General features: G+C 69.3%; 15 protein-coding genes and 2 tRNA genes. 14 read left to right on the forward strand and 3 right to left on the reverse strand.

The genetic code is table 11. The features are described from left to right. Positions 1-6 precede the first annotated feature (6 nt). The 9 genes from recF to ACFVHK_RS02085 all read left to right on the forward strand — a co-directional run bounded on the left by recF (position 7) and on the right by ACFVHK_RS02085 (position 8,395). Positions 7-1,248 carry a DNA replication/repair protein RecF gene (gene recF / locus ACFVHK_RS02045; RefSeq protein ID WP_376927357.1) on the forward strand — a complete coding sequence of 414 codons (1,242 nt, stop codon included), beginning with the start codon at positions 7-9 and terminating at the stop codon, positions 1,246-1,248. After that, positions 1,241-1,720 (forward strand): DUF721 domain-containing protein, encoded by a 480-nt coding sequence (locus ACFVHK_RS02050; protein ID WP_242492141.1) that lies wholly within the window; start codon positions 1,241-1,243, stop codon positions 1,718-1,720. Before recF ends, ACFVHK_RS02050 begins: the two co-directional genes overlap by 8 nt. A 123-nt stretch (positions 1,721-1,843) precedes the next feature. Further along, complete coding sequence (gyrB, locus tag ACFVHK_RS02055) at positions 1,844-3,838, forward strand: DNA topoisomerase (ATP-hydrolyzing) subunit B (protein ID WP_376927358.1); 1,995 nt, start codon at positions 1,844-1,846, stop codon at positions 3,836-3,838. A gap of 82 nt (positions 3,839-3,920) precedes the next feature. After that, the gene (gyrA, locus tag ACFVHK_RS02060) at positions 3,921-6,434 is read left to right on the forward strand and encodes a DNA gyrase subunit A (RefSeq protein ID WP_376927654.1); all 2,514 of its coding nucleotides are present in this window, start codon (positions 3,921-3,923) and stop codon (positions 6,432-6,434) included. Positions 6,435-6,439: 5 nt separating this feature from the next. Next, entirely contained in the window at positions 6,440-6,844 is a 405-nt protein-coding gene (locus ACFVHK_RS02065) for a DUF3566 domain-containing protein (protein WP_129233062.1), read from the forward strand. A gap of 65 nt (positions 6,845-6,909) precedes the next feature. Beyond that, positions 6,910-6,983 (forward strand) — tRNA-Ile (locus tag ACFVHK_RS02070). Between the two features lie 41 nt (positions 6,984-7,024). Then, a tRNA-Ala gene (locus ACFVHK_RS02075) sits at positions 7,025-7,097 on the forward strand. A gap of 50 nt (positions 7,098-7,147) precedes the next feature. Beyond that, entirely contained in the window at positions 7,148-7,939 is a 792-nt protein-coding gene (locus tag ACFVHK_RS02080) for an SAM-dependent methyltransferase (protein ID WP_376927359.1), read from the forward strand. Positions 7,940-7,951: 12 nt separating this feature from the next. Then, positions 7,952-8,395: an NUDIX hydrolase gene (locus ACFVHK_RS02085; RefSeq protein ID WP_129234286.1), complete on the forward strand. Its 444-nt coding sequence runs from the start codon at positions 7,952-7,954 to the stop codon at positions 8,393-8,395. 88 nt (positions 8,396-8,483) lie between these two features. Here ACFVHK_RS02085 and ACFVHK_RS02090 read toward each other — a convergent pair whose 3' ends face one another. Both ACFVHK_RS02090 and ACFVHK_RS02095 read right to left on the reverse strand, forming a co-directional pair. After that, positions 8,484-8,738 (reverse strand): hypothetical protein, encoded by a 255-nt coding sequence (locus ACFVHK_RS02090; RefSeq protein ID WP_376927360.1) that lies wholly within the window; start codon positions 8,736-8,738, stop codon positions 8,484-8,486. Between the two features lie 528 nt (positions 8,739-9,266). Next, on the reverse strand, positions 9,267-9,803 hold the full coding sequence (locus tag ACFVHK_RS02095) for a hypothetical protein (RefSeq protein WP_376927361.1): 537 nt from the start codon (positions 9,801-9,803) through the stop codon (positions 9,267-9,269). A gap of 119 nt (positions 9,804-9,922) precedes the next feature. On the opposite strand from ACFVHK_RS02095, the gene ACFVHK_RS02100 reads away from it, so the two are divergent. After that, a complete protein-coding gene (locus ACFVHK_RS02100) occupies positions 9,923-10,462 on the forward strand; it encodes a peptidylprolyl isomerase (protein WP_129234283.1) in 540 nt (179 codons plus the stop codon). Positions 10,463-10,473: 11 nt separating this feature from the next. Then, on the forward strand, positions 10,474-11,331 hold the full coding sequence (locus tag ACFVHK_RS02105; protein WP_376927362.1) for a rhomboid family intramembrane serine protease: 858 nt from the start codon (positions 10,474-10,476) through the stop codon (positions 11,329-11,331). 263 nt (positions 11,332-11,594) lie between these two features. On the opposite strand, the gene ACFVHK_RS02110 is transcribed toward ACFVHK_RS02105, so the two are convergent. Continuing rightward, on the reverse strand, positions 11,595-11,834 hold the full coding sequence (locus ACFVHK_RS02110) for a cell division protein CrgA (protein ID WP_129234281.1): 240 nt from the start codon (positions 11,832-11,834) through the stop codon (positions 11,595-11,597). A gap of 71 nt (positions 11,835-11,905) precedes the next feature. On the opposite strand from ACFVHK_RS02110, the gene ACFVHK_RS02115 reads away from it, so the two are divergent. Genes ACFVHK_RS02115 through ACFVHK_RS02125 form a run of 3 tightly spaced genes read left to right on the forward strand, consistent with a single transcriptional unit; the run spans position 11,906 to position 13,505 of the window. After that, positions 11,906-12,709 carry a class E sortase gene (locus ACFVHK_RS02115; protein WP_376927363.1) on the forward strand — a complete coding sequence of 268 codons (804 nt, stop codon included), beginning with the start codon at positions 11,906-11,908 and terminating at the stop codon, positions 12,707-12,709. Then, the gene (locus ACFVHK_RS02120; RefSeq protein ID WP_165307460.1) at positions 12,706-12,870 is read left to right on the forward strand and encodes a hypothetical protein; all 165 of its coding nucleotides are present in this window, start codon (positions 12,706-12,708) and stop codon (positions 12,868-12,870) included. Before ACFVHK_RS02115 ends, ACFVHK_RS02120 begins: the two co-directional genes overlap by 4 nt. Further along, positions 12,867-13,505, forward strand: coding sequence for an anthranilate synthase component II (locus ACFVHK_RS02125; RefSeq protein WP_376927364.1), 639 nt, complete (start codon positions 12,867-12,869; stop codon positions 13,503-13,505). The genes ACFVHK_RS02120 and ACFVHK_RS02125 overlap by 4 nt, the downstream gene beginning before the upstream one ends.

Here is a 13,505-nt window from a genome sequence, read left to right on the forward strand (position 1 = left end):
CGCACCGTGCACGTCGCGAGGCTCTCGCTCACCGACTTCCGCAACTACCGATCGGCCGAGCTGTCGTTCGAGCGGGGCGCCACGGTCATCGTCGGGCGCAACGGCCAGGGCAAGACCAACCTCGTCGAGGCGATCGGCTATCTCGCCACGCTCGGCTCGCATCGCGTCTCGAGCGACCAGGCGCTGATCCGGTCGGGGGCGGATGCCGCGATCATCCGCGCGCTCCTCTCGACCGGGGAGCGCGAGGTCCTGCTCGAGCTGCAGCTCAACCGGCAGGGTGCGAATCGCGCGCAGGTGAACCGAGGAGCCGCGAAACCGCGCGACCTGCCGCGCTACGCGCACACGGTGCTCTTCGCGCCGGAGGACCTCGCGATCGTGCGGGGTGAACCGTCGGTGCGGCGCAGGGTGCTCGACGGACTGCTCGTGCAGCGCACCCCGCGCCTCGCGGGCGTCATGGCCGACTACGACCGCGTGCTCAAGCAGCGCAACTCGCTCCTGAAGAGCGCCCGCGCGCGCGGTCTCGCCGCGTCGCAGCTGACGACGCTCGACATCTGGGACGAACGGCTCGTCGAGCTCGGCGCCGAACTCATCGATCGTCGCGAGGAACTGGTGGCCGACCTCCGGGAGCCGCTCGCGGCCGCGTACCGGTCGATCGTCGACGACGACCACCGCCCCGAGCTGCAGTCTGTCCTCTCGATCGACGGCGCCGACCCAGACGACGAGCCGTCGGATGCGGCATCCGCGACCGGCACGGCCGTCGCCGAGTCCGAGACGCCGGGCCGGCCGTCCACGGCCGAACGCTTCGCATCGGCACTCGGGTCGCTCCGTCGCAGGGAACTCGAGCGCGGCGTCACGCTGGCCGGCCCGCACCGCGACGACGTCCTCCTCCTGCTCAACGACCTGCCGGCGAAGGGGTATGCGAGCCACGGCGAGTCCTGGTCGTTCGCGCTCGCGCTGCGGCTCGCCTCGGCAGAGCTCCTCCGCCGCGACTCGACGACCGGCGACCCCGTGCTCGTGCTCGACGACGTGTTCGCCGAACTCGACCGCATGCGGCGGGAGCGGTTGGCCGCCGCGGTCGGCGGCTACGAGCAGGTGCTCATCACCGCCGCCGTGATCGAGGACGTGCCGGAACCGCTCTCGAGGCGCGTCATCCGGATCGCGGCCGGCGCGGTCATCGACGACGCCGGAGCCCTCGTCGACGCCGAGCCGTCCGGTGCACCCCTGCCCTCGGAGGCACCCGGTGTCTGAGGCCGCCCGCACGTACCAGCACTTCCGCGAGATCTTCGGCGGGGAGCCGAGGGGCCGGCCGGGGCGTGCGCGCGTGCGCACGCGCGAGGTCGAGGGCAGCGAGCCGTTCACGCCGGGCCGCGACCCGAAGCCGCTCGGTGCCGCGATCGATGCCCTGACGGCCCAGCTCGGGTGGACCGGCGCGCTCTCGCAGCAGGAGCTCCTCTCCGCGTGGCCCGAGATCGCCGGAGAGGACATCGCCCGCCACTCCGAGCCCATCGCGATCGAGGGGGGCGTGCTCCAGGTCCGTTGCGAGTCGACGGCGTGGGCGACCCAGCTCCGGATGATGCGCGAGGAGCTCATCCGCGCGATCCTCGAGCGGCATCCCCGCGCAGGCGTCGACACCATCCGTTTCCAAGGGCCGGATGCCCCCACCTGGAAAAGGGGTCCCAGATCGGTTCCAGGGCGCGGTCCGCGCGACACCTACGGCTGACAGGGCAAAATCGGTCACTTGCGCTCTCTCGGGGCCGCAGATCGGCGCGGAGCGCGTTGGAGGGCCCCTCTTGTTGATAGGATCAAGGGTCGCCAGAACGACGGTTTGGAGCCCGATTCACCCATGACAGCGGAACCGACGAAGGCCCAGCAGACGCCGGAATACGGCGCCGACGCGATCCAGGTTCTCGAGGGCCTCGAAGCGGTCCGCAAGCGGCCGGGCATGTACATCGGCTCGACGGGTCCGCGCGGCCTGCACCACCTGGTGTACGAGATCGTCGACAACTCGGTGGACGAGGCGCTCGCGGGCTACTGCGACACCATCGACGTCACGATCCTCGCCGACGGCGCGGTGCGCGTCGTCGACAACGGCCGCGGCATCCCGGTCGACATCCACAAGACCGAAGGCCGTTCGACGGTCGAGGTGGTGCTCACGGTGCTGCACGCCGGCGGCAAGTTCGGCGGCGGCGGGTACGCGGTCTCCGGCGGCCTGCACGGCGTCGGCTCCTCGGTGGTGAACGCGCTCTCCACGCGCCTCGAGGTCGAGGTCAAGCGGCAGGGCCACGTGTACCGCCAGTCGTACGCAGTCGGCGTCCCCGACGCGCCGCTCGCGAAGGGCGAGACGACGGAGGCCACGGGCACGGCCATCACCTTCTGGCCCAGCGAGGAGATCTTCGAGACCGTCGAGTTCGACTACGAGACCCTCCGGGCCCGCTTCCAGCAGTACGCGTTCCTCAACAAGGGACTGCGCATCAACCTGACCGACCTCCGCGACGTCTCGCAGATCTCCGACGGAGAAGAGGACGAGCAGGGTCACCGCCACGACAGCTTCCTCTACGAGCGCGGCCTCGTCGACTACGTCGAGTACCTCAACCGCTCGAAGAAGACCGACCTCGTCAACGACGAGATCATCTCGTTCGAGGCGGAGGACACCGAGCGGCACATCGCGCTCGAGGTCGCCATGCAGTGGACCACCGCGTACAACGAGTCGGTGCACACGTACGCGAACACGATCAACACCCACGAGGGCGGTACGCACGAAGAGGGCTTCCGCGCTGCGCTCACGACCCTGGTCAACAAGTACGCGCGCGAGAAGGGCCTCCTGAAGGAGAAGGACGCGAACTTCTCGGGCGAGGACGTGCGCGAGGGCCTCACCGCCGTCATCTCGGTCAAGCTCTCCGAGCCGCAGTTCGAGGGCCAGACGAAGACGAAGCTCGGCAACACCGAGGCGAAGTCGTACGTGCAGCGCGTGACGAGCGAGCAGCTCGGCGACTGGTTCGACCGCAACCCGAACCAGGCGAAGGAGGTCATCCGCAAGGCGCTGCAGGCCGCGACCGCGCGCCTCGCCGCCCGCAAGGCGCGCGAGGCCACGCGCCGCAAGGGCCTGCTCGAGTCGGGCGGCATGCCGGGCAAGCTCAAGGACTGCCAGTCCAAGGACCCGTCGATCTCCGAGATCTTCATCGTCGAGGGCGACTCGGCCGGCGGCTCGGCGGTCCAGGGTCGCAACCCCGAGACGCAGGCGATCCTGCCGATCCGCGGCAAGATCCTCAACGTGGAACGCGCGCGCCTCGACCGGGCGCTCGCCAACGCCGAGGTCCAGGCGATGATCACGGCGTTCGGCGCCGGCCTCGGCGAGGACTTCGACCCCGAGAAGGTCCGGTACCACAAGATCGTGCTCATGGCCGATGCGGATGTCGACGGCCAGCACATCACGACCCTGCTGCTCACGCTGCTCTTCCGCTACATGCGTCCGCTGATCGAGCTCGGCTACGTTTACCTCGCGCAGCCGCCGCTGTACCGCATCAAGTGGTCGAACGCCGACCACGAGTACGTGTTCTCCGACCGCGAGCGCGACGCGCTCCTCGCCGACGGCCTCGCCTCGGGCAAGCGGATCCCGAAGGACAACTCGGTGCAGCGCTACAAGGGCCTCGGCGAGATGAACCACCAGGAACTGTGGGACACGACCATGAACCCGGAGAGCCGCACGCTGCTCCAGGTCACCATGGACGACGCGGCTGCGGCGGACGAGATCTTCTCGACCCTGATGGGCGACGACGTGGAGTCGCGCCGCAGCTTCATCCAGAAGAACGCGAAGGACGTGCGCTTCCTTGACATCTGACATCGTGAACCCCGGCGACGACGAGAACGGCACCGGCCCCGGCATCCACGGTCGCATCGACCAGGTCGACCTGCAGCTCGAGATGCAGCGGTCGTACCTCGACTACGCGATGAGCGTCATCGTCGGGCGCGCCCTGCCCGATGTGCGCGACGGCCTGAAGCCCGTGCACCGCCGCGTCATCTACGCGATGTACGACGGCGGGTACCGGCCCGACAGGGCGTTCTCGAAGTGCTCGCGCGTCGTCGGCGACGTCATGGGACAGTTCCACCCGCACGGCGACTCCGCGATCTACGACGCCCTCGTGCGCCTCGTGCAGCCGTGGTCGATGCGGTATCCGCTCGCGCTCGGCCAGGGCAACTTCGGCTCGCCCGGCAACGACGGCGCCGCGGCGCCGCGATACACCGAGACCAAGATGGCCCCGCTCGCGCTCGAGATGGTGCGCGACATCGACGAGGACACCGTCGACTTCGGCGACAACTACGACGGTCGCACGCAGGAACCGACGATCCTGCCGGCGCGGTTCCCGAACCTGCTCGTCAACGGCTCGGTCGGCATCGCGGTCGGCATGGCGACGAACATCCCGCCGCACAACCTCCGCGAGGTGGCATCCGGCGCCCAGTGGTACCTCGAGCACCCGGATGCCACGCGCGAGGAACTGCAGGAGGCGCTGATCCAGCGCATCAAGGGCCCGGACTTCCCGACCGGCGCGCAGATCCTCGGCACCAGGGGCATCCTCGACGCCTACCGCACGGGTCGCGGGTCGATCACCATGCGCGCGGTCGTGAACGTCGAGGAGATCCAGGGCCGTACCTGCCTCGTCATCACCGAGCTGCCGTACCAGGTGAACCCCGACAACCTCGCGATCAAGATCGCCGACCTGGTCAAGGACGGCAAGCTCGGCGGCATCGCCGACATCCGCGACGAATCGTCGGGCCGGACCGGCCAGCGGCTCGTGATCGTGCTGAAGCGCGACGCGGTCGCCAAGGTCGTGCTGAACAACCTGTACAAGCACACCCAGCTGCAGGACAACTTCGGCGCCAACATGCTCGCGATCGTCGACGGCGTGCCTCGGACCCTGCCGATCGACGGGTTCATCGCCTACTGGGTCGACCACCAGATCGAGGTCATCGTCCGGCGCACCCGCTTCCGCCTGAACAAGGCCGAGGCCGACGCGCACATCCAGCGCGGGTACGTGAAGGCCCTCGACATGCTCGACGAGGTCATCGCGCTCATCCGCCGTTCGCCCGACGTCGAGCAGGCGCGCATCGGCCTGATGGAGCTGCTCGGGGTCGACCAGCTGCAGGCCGACGCGATCCTCACCATGCAACTGCGTCGCCTCGCGGCGCTCGAGCGTCAGAAGATCATCGACCGCCTCGCCGAGCTCGAGCGTGAGATCGCCGAGTACCAGGCGATCCTCGCCGACGAGTCGCGTCAGCGCGCCATCGTCTCGGAGGAGCTCGCGGAGATCGTCGACCGGTACGGAGACGAGCGCCGCACGCACATCCTGCACGGCTTCGACGGCGACATGTCGATGGAGGACCTGATCCCGGAGGAGGAGATGGTCGTCACCGTCACGCGCGGCGGCTACGTCAAGCGCACCCGCAGCGACAACTACCGGTCGCAGCACCGCGGCGGCAAGGGCGTGAAGGGCGCCCAGCTCCGGGCGGATGACGTCGTCGACCACTTCTTCGTCACGACGACGCACCACTGGCTGTTGTTCTTCACCAACCAGGGTCGGGTCTACCGCGCGAAGACGTACGAGATCCAGGAGGGCGGTCGCGACGCGAAGGGCCAGCACGTCGCCAACCTGCTCGAGCTGCAGCCCGACGAGCAGATCGCCCAGATCCTCGACATCCGCGACTACGAGGTCGCGACCTACCTCGTGCTCGCCACCCGTGACGGCCTGGTGAAGAAGACCGAGCTCACCGCCTACGACACCAACCGTTCCCGCGGCGTCATCGCGATCAACCTCCGCGAGGGCGACGAGCTCGTCTCGGCCATGCTCGTCGACGAGCACGATGAGATCCTCCTCGTTTCGAGGAAGGGCATGTCGCTCCGATTCGAGGCGACGGATGACGCGCTCCGCCCGATGGGCCGCTCGACCTCGGGCGTCAAGGGCATGAGCTTCCGTTCGGGCGACGAGCTGCTCGCGGCATCCGTCGTGCCCCATTCGAACGGCGATGCCGGGGCGGATGCGCCGGCGGACGACTCGGGGCAGAAGCAGAGCGCGGCGAACACGTACGTCTTCGTCGTGACCGAGGGCGGGTACGCCAAGCGCACCCGGATCGAGGAGTACCGCAAGCAGCAGCGCGGCGGACTCGGCATCAAGGTGGCCAAGCTGAGCGACGATCGCGGCGACCTCGCGGGCGCTCTGACGGTCGCGCGAGAGGACGAGGTCCTCGTGGTTCTTGCCAGCGGCAAGGTGGTACGCTCTGACGTCGCCGAGGTCCCCGCCAAGGGCAGGGACACGATGGGCGTCGTGTTCGCGAAGTTCGTCGCGGACGATCGCATCATCGCGATCGCGAAGAATTCCGAGCGGAACCTGGTGGAAGAGGCCGCTGAGTCCGAAGCGGCGGAGACCGCGGGAGAGGAGTGAGCGTCATGAGCAGTGTCGCCGAGAAACTTGCCGGCAAGTCCAACCGGAAGCCCCCGGCCAAGCAGGTGCGCCTGCGCCTGGTGTACATCGACTTCTGGTCTGCGGTGAAGCTGTCCTTCCTCGTGGCCGTGTGCCTCTCCGTGGTGAACATCGTCGCGACGTTCCTCGTCTTCACGATCGTCCAGTCGACCGGCCTCTTCGAGAACCTGAACAGCCTGGTCCAGGATGTCGCCGGCGCGGGCACCGACCTGCGCTCCATCCTGTCGGTCGGCAACGTCATGGGCTTCGCCGTCGTGGCATCGCTCCTGAACCTCGTCGTGACGACCGCGCTGGGCGCGGTCGTGGCCGTGCTGTACAACCTCAGCGTCAAGATCACGGGCGGCATCCTCGTCGGTTTCACCAACAACTGACGCCGTCCTCGGCTCGATTCGGAGATTCGCACCCCTTCGGGTAGTCTTTCCTTCGGCCGAAATTCGGGGATATAGCTCAGGCGGTTAGAGCGCTTCGCTGATAACGAAGAGGTCCGAGGTTCAAGTCCTCGTATCCCCACTCCACAACTCCACAACCGGATGCCCCAGGGCATCCGCCACGGGGCCTTAGCTCAGTTGGTAGAGCGCCTGCTTTGCAAGCAGGATGTCAGGAGTTCGAATCTCCTAGGCTCCACAGTCCCATCGCCTCGCGTCCCGCCGGCGCTCCTGCGCCAGACTGGGGGAGTGGCCCCTCGCCAAGATCGCCGGATCGACGAGCTCGCATCGCGCCTTCGCGCCTCCGGCAGCGTCTTCGCCGAAGACGAGGCGGCGATCCTCGTCGAGGCGGCGAGGGATGACGCCGAGCTCGAGCAGCTCGTACGTCGCCGTGTCGCCGGAGAGCCGATCGAACCGCTCGTCGGATGGGTTCGCTTCGGGTCGCTCCGGCTGAGCGTCGGCCCCGGCGTCTTCGTGCCGCGCCAGCGCAGCCTTCGCCTCGCGCGCCTCGCGGTCCGGCGCGTCCGCGCGACCCGCGCACCCGTGATGCTCGAGGCGTACTGCGGCGTCGCGCCGCTCGCCGCCATGGTCGCGGCCTCCGTACCAGGCGCCGAGGTGCACGCGGCCGATCGCGACCCGGTCGCGCTGGCCCTGGCCGGGCGGAACCTGCCGCAGGGTGCTCGCGTGCACCTCGCCGACGCGCTCGACGGGGTTCCCGCCCGGCTGCGAGGGAGGCTGACGACGATCGCGGCGGTCCCGCCGTACGTGCCCGAGGGCGAGCTCGACCTGATGCCGCGCGAGGCGCGCGATCACGAGCCGGCGAGCGCCCTCGTCGGCGGCGGTGCGGACGGGCTCGGCCACGTGCGCCGGCTGATCGCCGACGCCCGTCCATGGCTCGCGGCGGGCGGGCAGGTGCTCCTCGAACTGCACGCCGGCCAACTGCCCGTCGCGGCAGGCGAGGGACGCGCCTCCGGCTGGCTGGCGAGGCAGCACCCGCCGACGGCGTCGAGGACGGGAGTGCTCGAGCTCATCGCCGGGTAATACAGTGGCGGCATGGACATCCGCATCGCCGCGTACGGGGTCATCATCCGGAACGGCGAGATCCTGCTCTCCCATTGGCACGAGCACGGCCGGTCCGCGTGGACGCTGCCGGGCGGCGGGATCGAGGGGGCGGAGCATCCGCTCGAGGCGGCCAAGCGCGAGATCCGCGAGGAGACCGGCTACGACGCCGAGATCGACCGGCTGCTCGGCATCGACACCATGATCGTGCCGGCGGCGAAGCGGCACCACGGCTCGGCGCCGCTGTACGCCATGCGGATCGTGTACCGCGCGCACGTCGTCGGCGGGCGGCTGCAGCACGAGGTCGGGGGCTCGAGCGATGAGGCCAGGTGGGTCCCGCTCGACGAGGTCGACTCGCTCACGCGCGTGAGCCTGCTCGAGATCGCGCTGCGCATGAATGCGGACGAGCCGGCTGACGGCGCGCCGTCGCGCGCCTGAGGGACGCCCACGCCGGAGACGGGCGACGGTCCCGCCCGGCGAGCGGACGGGACCGTCGTGATCGGTCCGGATGCGGCGTTCATGGTGATCAGAACGTCCGGGCCACGAGCGCGAGGGTGCTGAAGTTCGCGTCGCGGAGTCGGTCGGCCTCGCGCTGGAGTCCGGCCGTGCGCGCGAGGTCGTCGGCGCGGGTGCGCTCGGAGCGGGCGCGTCGCGCCTCGGCGGCGCGGCTCCAGGCGAGCAGTGCGAGCCCGGTGCGTCGTGCGACGCGCTCCTGCAGGCGGCCGCTTCCGGCCGCCACCTGTTGCGCGGTCGAACGGGTTGCGGTGAGTGTGGTGTTCACGGTGTGTTCCTTCATCGGATGGGACGGTGGCGCGCGCGGGTGCGACGCGCCGGGAGGTGACGTGTGCGGGCTCCCGGGACGCGCGCCGCGGCATCCGTCGCCCGATGGCGGGCTCACGGCACGAGGGCACGAGTGGCGGGAGAGGCTCGGCGATCCGTCGGATCGGGATGCCGGGGGACGGACGTCGCCCGCGATGCGGGCGTGCTCGTCAGGCGGTGGACCTGCTTTGTGCGGTCAGCGCCGGAGGGCGCGAGCTAGCAGGCCGCGAACGGAGCGCCGAGGAAGGCGACCGCGCGGATGGGCGACTGGATTCGCTGCATCATCATGGGGTCTCGCCTCCTCTCCTGGGCCGTGGCCGACCGTGGTGGTCGAACCGAGTCACGACCATAGCGTCGTTCGCTCCTCACACGCAAGAGGATTCCGGGAATCCGTCCGAAATCAGTGTCAGCACTGAACGCGCGGGGTGGTCGCAGACGACGACGGCCCCCCATCCACTTGTGGATGGGGGGCCGTCGGGAAACCGTGGGGTCAGATGACGGGCGACGGTGCGGCACCCGAGTCGGATGCCGTGGCCGGCTCCTCGTCGGCGACCCAGAGCTCGTCATCGGCACGGAACGTCTGCCAGACCGCGTACGCGACGCCGGCCGCCGCGATGACGCCGGCACCGATCGCGAGGTACGTGCCCACGCCCGGCCCCTGCTTGCGCTTCACCTCCGCCGCGGCACGCGGCGAGACGCGCTCGAGCGCCCGGCGGACGCGCGTGTCGTTGGCGATGTCGCCGATCGACAGCAACGAGCCGAGCGCACTGCCGATCGACCGCTCGACCTGGTCGCCCGCGGTCCGCGCATAGCTCCGAGCCTGGTCGAAACCCGGCCGGACATAGGTCTGGTAGCCCGTGCGCACCCGCGGAACGACCTCCTCCTGCGTGAGCAGGTTGACCTGGCGGCTCGCCTCCCGGGCGATCTTGCTCGCGTGATCCAGCACGTCCTGCTGGTTCCCCCACAGATCCCCTGCACTGCTGCGCAGTCGCTTGAGTTCCTTCCGGCGCTTGCGTGACAGGCTCATCTCGACCTCCATCGTTGTGCAGCGAACTCCTCCATCCTGCCACCGAACCGGCTGGATGTGGGTGGAAAGGGCGGGGGTTGCCAGTCTCGTGCCGAATCGTGCATGAGAGAATCGTCGGTATGCCGAATCCCACCGCAGTCGCGACGATCACCACCAACCACGGCGACATCAAGGTCGACCTCTACGGGAACCACGCACCGAAGACGGTGAAGAACTTCGTCGGCCTCGCGACCGGCGAGATCGAGTGGACCCACCCCGGTACGGGACAGACCACCACCGACCCCCTGTACGACGGCGTCGTGTTCCACCGCATCATCCCCGGCTTCATGATCCAGGGCGGCGATCCGCTCGGCCAGGGCATCGGCGGACCGGGCTACCGCTTCGACGACGAGATCCACCCCGAGCTCGACTTCACCGAGCCCTACGTCCTCGCCATGGCCAACGCCGGCATCCAGGGCGGGAAGGGCACCAACGGGTCGCAGTTCTTCATCACGGTCGGCCCGACCACGTGGCTGCAGGGCAAGCACACCATCTTCGGCAAGGTGACGGATGCCGCGAGCCAGGCGGTCGTCGAGAAGCTCGCCTCGGTCCCGACCGACGGCCGGGACCGTCCGCTCGACGACGTCGTGATCGAGAAGATCACCGTCGAGCAGGCCTGAGCCCCACCCCGGTGAGCGACCCGGCGCCCGAGCGCGCGAGCACCTGCTATCGGCACCCCGATCGGCAGAGCTTCGTGCTGTGCCAGCGCTGCGGTCGCACCATCTGCGGGGAGTGCCAGACCCCCGCTCCGGTCGGCGTGATCTGCCCGGAATGCATGCGCGAGCAGCGCGCGTCGGCACCGCGGACCAAGCCCGCGGTGCTGACGCGCGCCCGCGCTGCGGCGGGCCGCGGCGCACCGGTGGTGACGTATTCCATCATCGGCATCACCCTCGCGGTGTACCTCCTGCAGCTCATCCCCGGGCTCGCGATCACCGACCGTCTCCTCTACGCGGGCGTCTACTCGCTGCCGTTCAACTTCGAGCCGTGGCGCATGATCACGTCGATGCTCGTGCACTCGACGAACCTGATCTTCCACGTCGCGCTCAACATGTACACGCTGTGGATCTTCGGGCAGCTCCTCGAGAACGTGCTCGGGCGCTGGCGGTTCCTCTCGCTCTACCTGATCTCCGGACTCGGCGGCTCGGTCGCCGTCCTGTGGCTCTCCGATCCGCGGACCGGCGTCGTCGGCGCATCGGGCGCGATCTTCGGTCTCATGGGCGCCTTCCTCGTGATCCAGCGCCGGCTCGGCGGCAACGCGACGCAACTGCTGATCCTCGTCGGCATCAACCTGGTGATCGGGTTCGTCCCGGGCTTCAGAATCGCCTGGCAGGCGCACCTGGGAGGCCTCGTCGTGGGCGCGCTCGTCGGCTTGATCTACGTCGAGACCCGCAAGCGCGACCAGCGCACCCTGCAGGTGGTCCTGCTCGCCGCGCTCGTGCTCGTGCTGCTGATCCTCAGCCTGAGGTACTTCTTCTTCCCGGTCTTCTGAGGCCGTCGCGGGCCCCTCGGATCTGCCGCGAGCGTCGCCATGTGAGCGACCGATCCCGGTTATCCACAACGCTGTCCACAGTTGGGGAGAGTTACACCGGTGTGATTCCGCACGATGTCCGGAATTCCGGGCTTTCCGAGTTTCCACAGGGTGTGGACGGTGTGGAGAACCCTGTGGAAGATGTGGATAACACTGTGCAGAGATGGGGAAAGCGGGGCGGATGCCGCAGCATCCGCCCCGCTTCGAGGTCGTTCAGGCCGGCGTCAGCGCCAGCGTGTGGTCATGAGGAAGCCGATGAAGGCGATGCCGAACCCGACGAGGATGTTCCACGAACCGAGCGCGGCCACCGGCAGCGCACCCTGGCTCACGTAGAAGAGGATGATCCAGACGAGGCCGAGCAGCATGAAGCCGAACATCACGGGCTTGAACCAGACGGGATTCGGCGCGTCCTCGCCGCTCGGCTGCTCCGCGCGCGCGGGCTTCGAAGAATTGGTGCGTGCCATGCGGGAGATTCTACTGCACCGGATTCCGCCTCCGATCCGAGCTGGAGTCGGCCGGCAATAGACTCGCGCACATGTCGAGGAGTGCCGCGCCGCCCGCGCGGGCTGGGGCCCCACCGAACCCGCGGCGGCGGACGAGCGTCATCGGCGTGCTCGGCGAGCTCCTCCTGACGGCGGGAGCGCTCGTGCTGCTGTTCCTCGGCTGGCAACTGTGGTGGAACGACGCGATCACCGGGGCGCAGCAGTCCGCAGCGGCATCCGAGCTGTCGGTCGCCTGGCAGGAGCAGACCCGCACGCACGGGGACGGCACGGGCGGCGAAGGCGAGCGCGACGGGGCCGAGGGTGTCGTCGCCGAACCGCCGGTCGACGCCGACGTGCGCCCCTACGGCGAGGCGTTCGCCGTCATGTACGTCCCCCGATTCGGCGACGACTCGCAGCGGACCGTCGCCGAGGGAACCGGGCTCGACGTGCTCAACGACGTCGACACCGGAGTCGGCCACTACGAGGGCACCCAGATGCCGGGCGCGACCGGCAACTTCGCGATCGCCGCGCACCGCAGCGCCTACGGAGGGGGGATGCACGAGATCGACCGGCTCCGGCTCGGTGACGGCATCTTCATCCAGACCGCCGACGCCTGGTACACCTATCGGTTCCGCGACCTCGAGTACGTCACGCCCGACACCGTCGGGGTGCTCGCACCGGTGCCGCACCATCCCGGACTCGCACCGGCCGACCGCATCATCACGCTCACGAGCTGCAACCCGCTGTACTCGACGGCCGAGCGCATCATCGCCTACGGCGTGCTCGAGTCCTGGCGTCCCGCCTCGGCGGGCCCGCCCGACGAGATCGCGGCCGACGTCGCGGAATGGGGGCGATGAGCGTGTACGCGGCCTTGTGGCGTATCCTGCCGGGACCGGCCTGGTTCCGCGTCATCCTCGTGCTGGCCATCCTCGCCGGCGTGATCTTCGTCCTCTTCACCTGGGTATTCCCCTGGGTGGATGGGATCGTGAACCCAATCGACGTCACGGTGGAGCAATGACCCGGATCCTCGTCATCGACAACTACGACAGCTTCGTGTACACCCTCAACGGGTACCTGCAGGAGCTCGGCGCCGAGACCGAGGTCGTCCGCAACGACGACATCGCGGTCGAGGACGTCGCCGACCGCATCGCGGAGTACGACGCGGTGCTCATCTCGCCCGGCCCGGGCAAGCCCGCCGATGCCGGCGTCTCGATCCCCGTCGTCGAGGCCGCACTCGCGTCGGGTCAGCCGATCCTCGGCGTGTGCCTCGGCCACCAGGCGATCGCCGAGGCGTTCGGCGCCGTCGTGACCAACGCCGAAGAGCTCATGCACGGCAAGACGTCGAAGGTCGTGCACGACGACAGCCCCTTCTACGAGGGCGTCCCGCAGCACTTCACCGCGACGCGGTACCACTCCCTCGCGGTCGTCGACGGCACCGTGCCCGACGAGCTCGTCGTCACCAGCCGAACCGAGGGCGGGGTCATCATGGGGCTCCGGCACGCGACCGCGCCGATCCTCGGCGTGCAGTTCCATCCGGAGTCCGTGCTCACCGAGGGCGGCTACAAGATGCTCGGCAACTGGCTCGCGATCGCCGGACTGCCCGAGGCGCGCGAGCGCGCGCAGTCGCTCAACCCGCTCGTGCGGGCGAGCTGA

The organism is Agromyces binzhouensis, from assembly GCF_042672355.1.
GTDB classification, from domain to species: domain Bacteria; phylum Actinomycetota; class Actinomycetes; order Actinomycetales; family Microbacteriaceae; genus Agromyces; species Agromyces binzhouensis.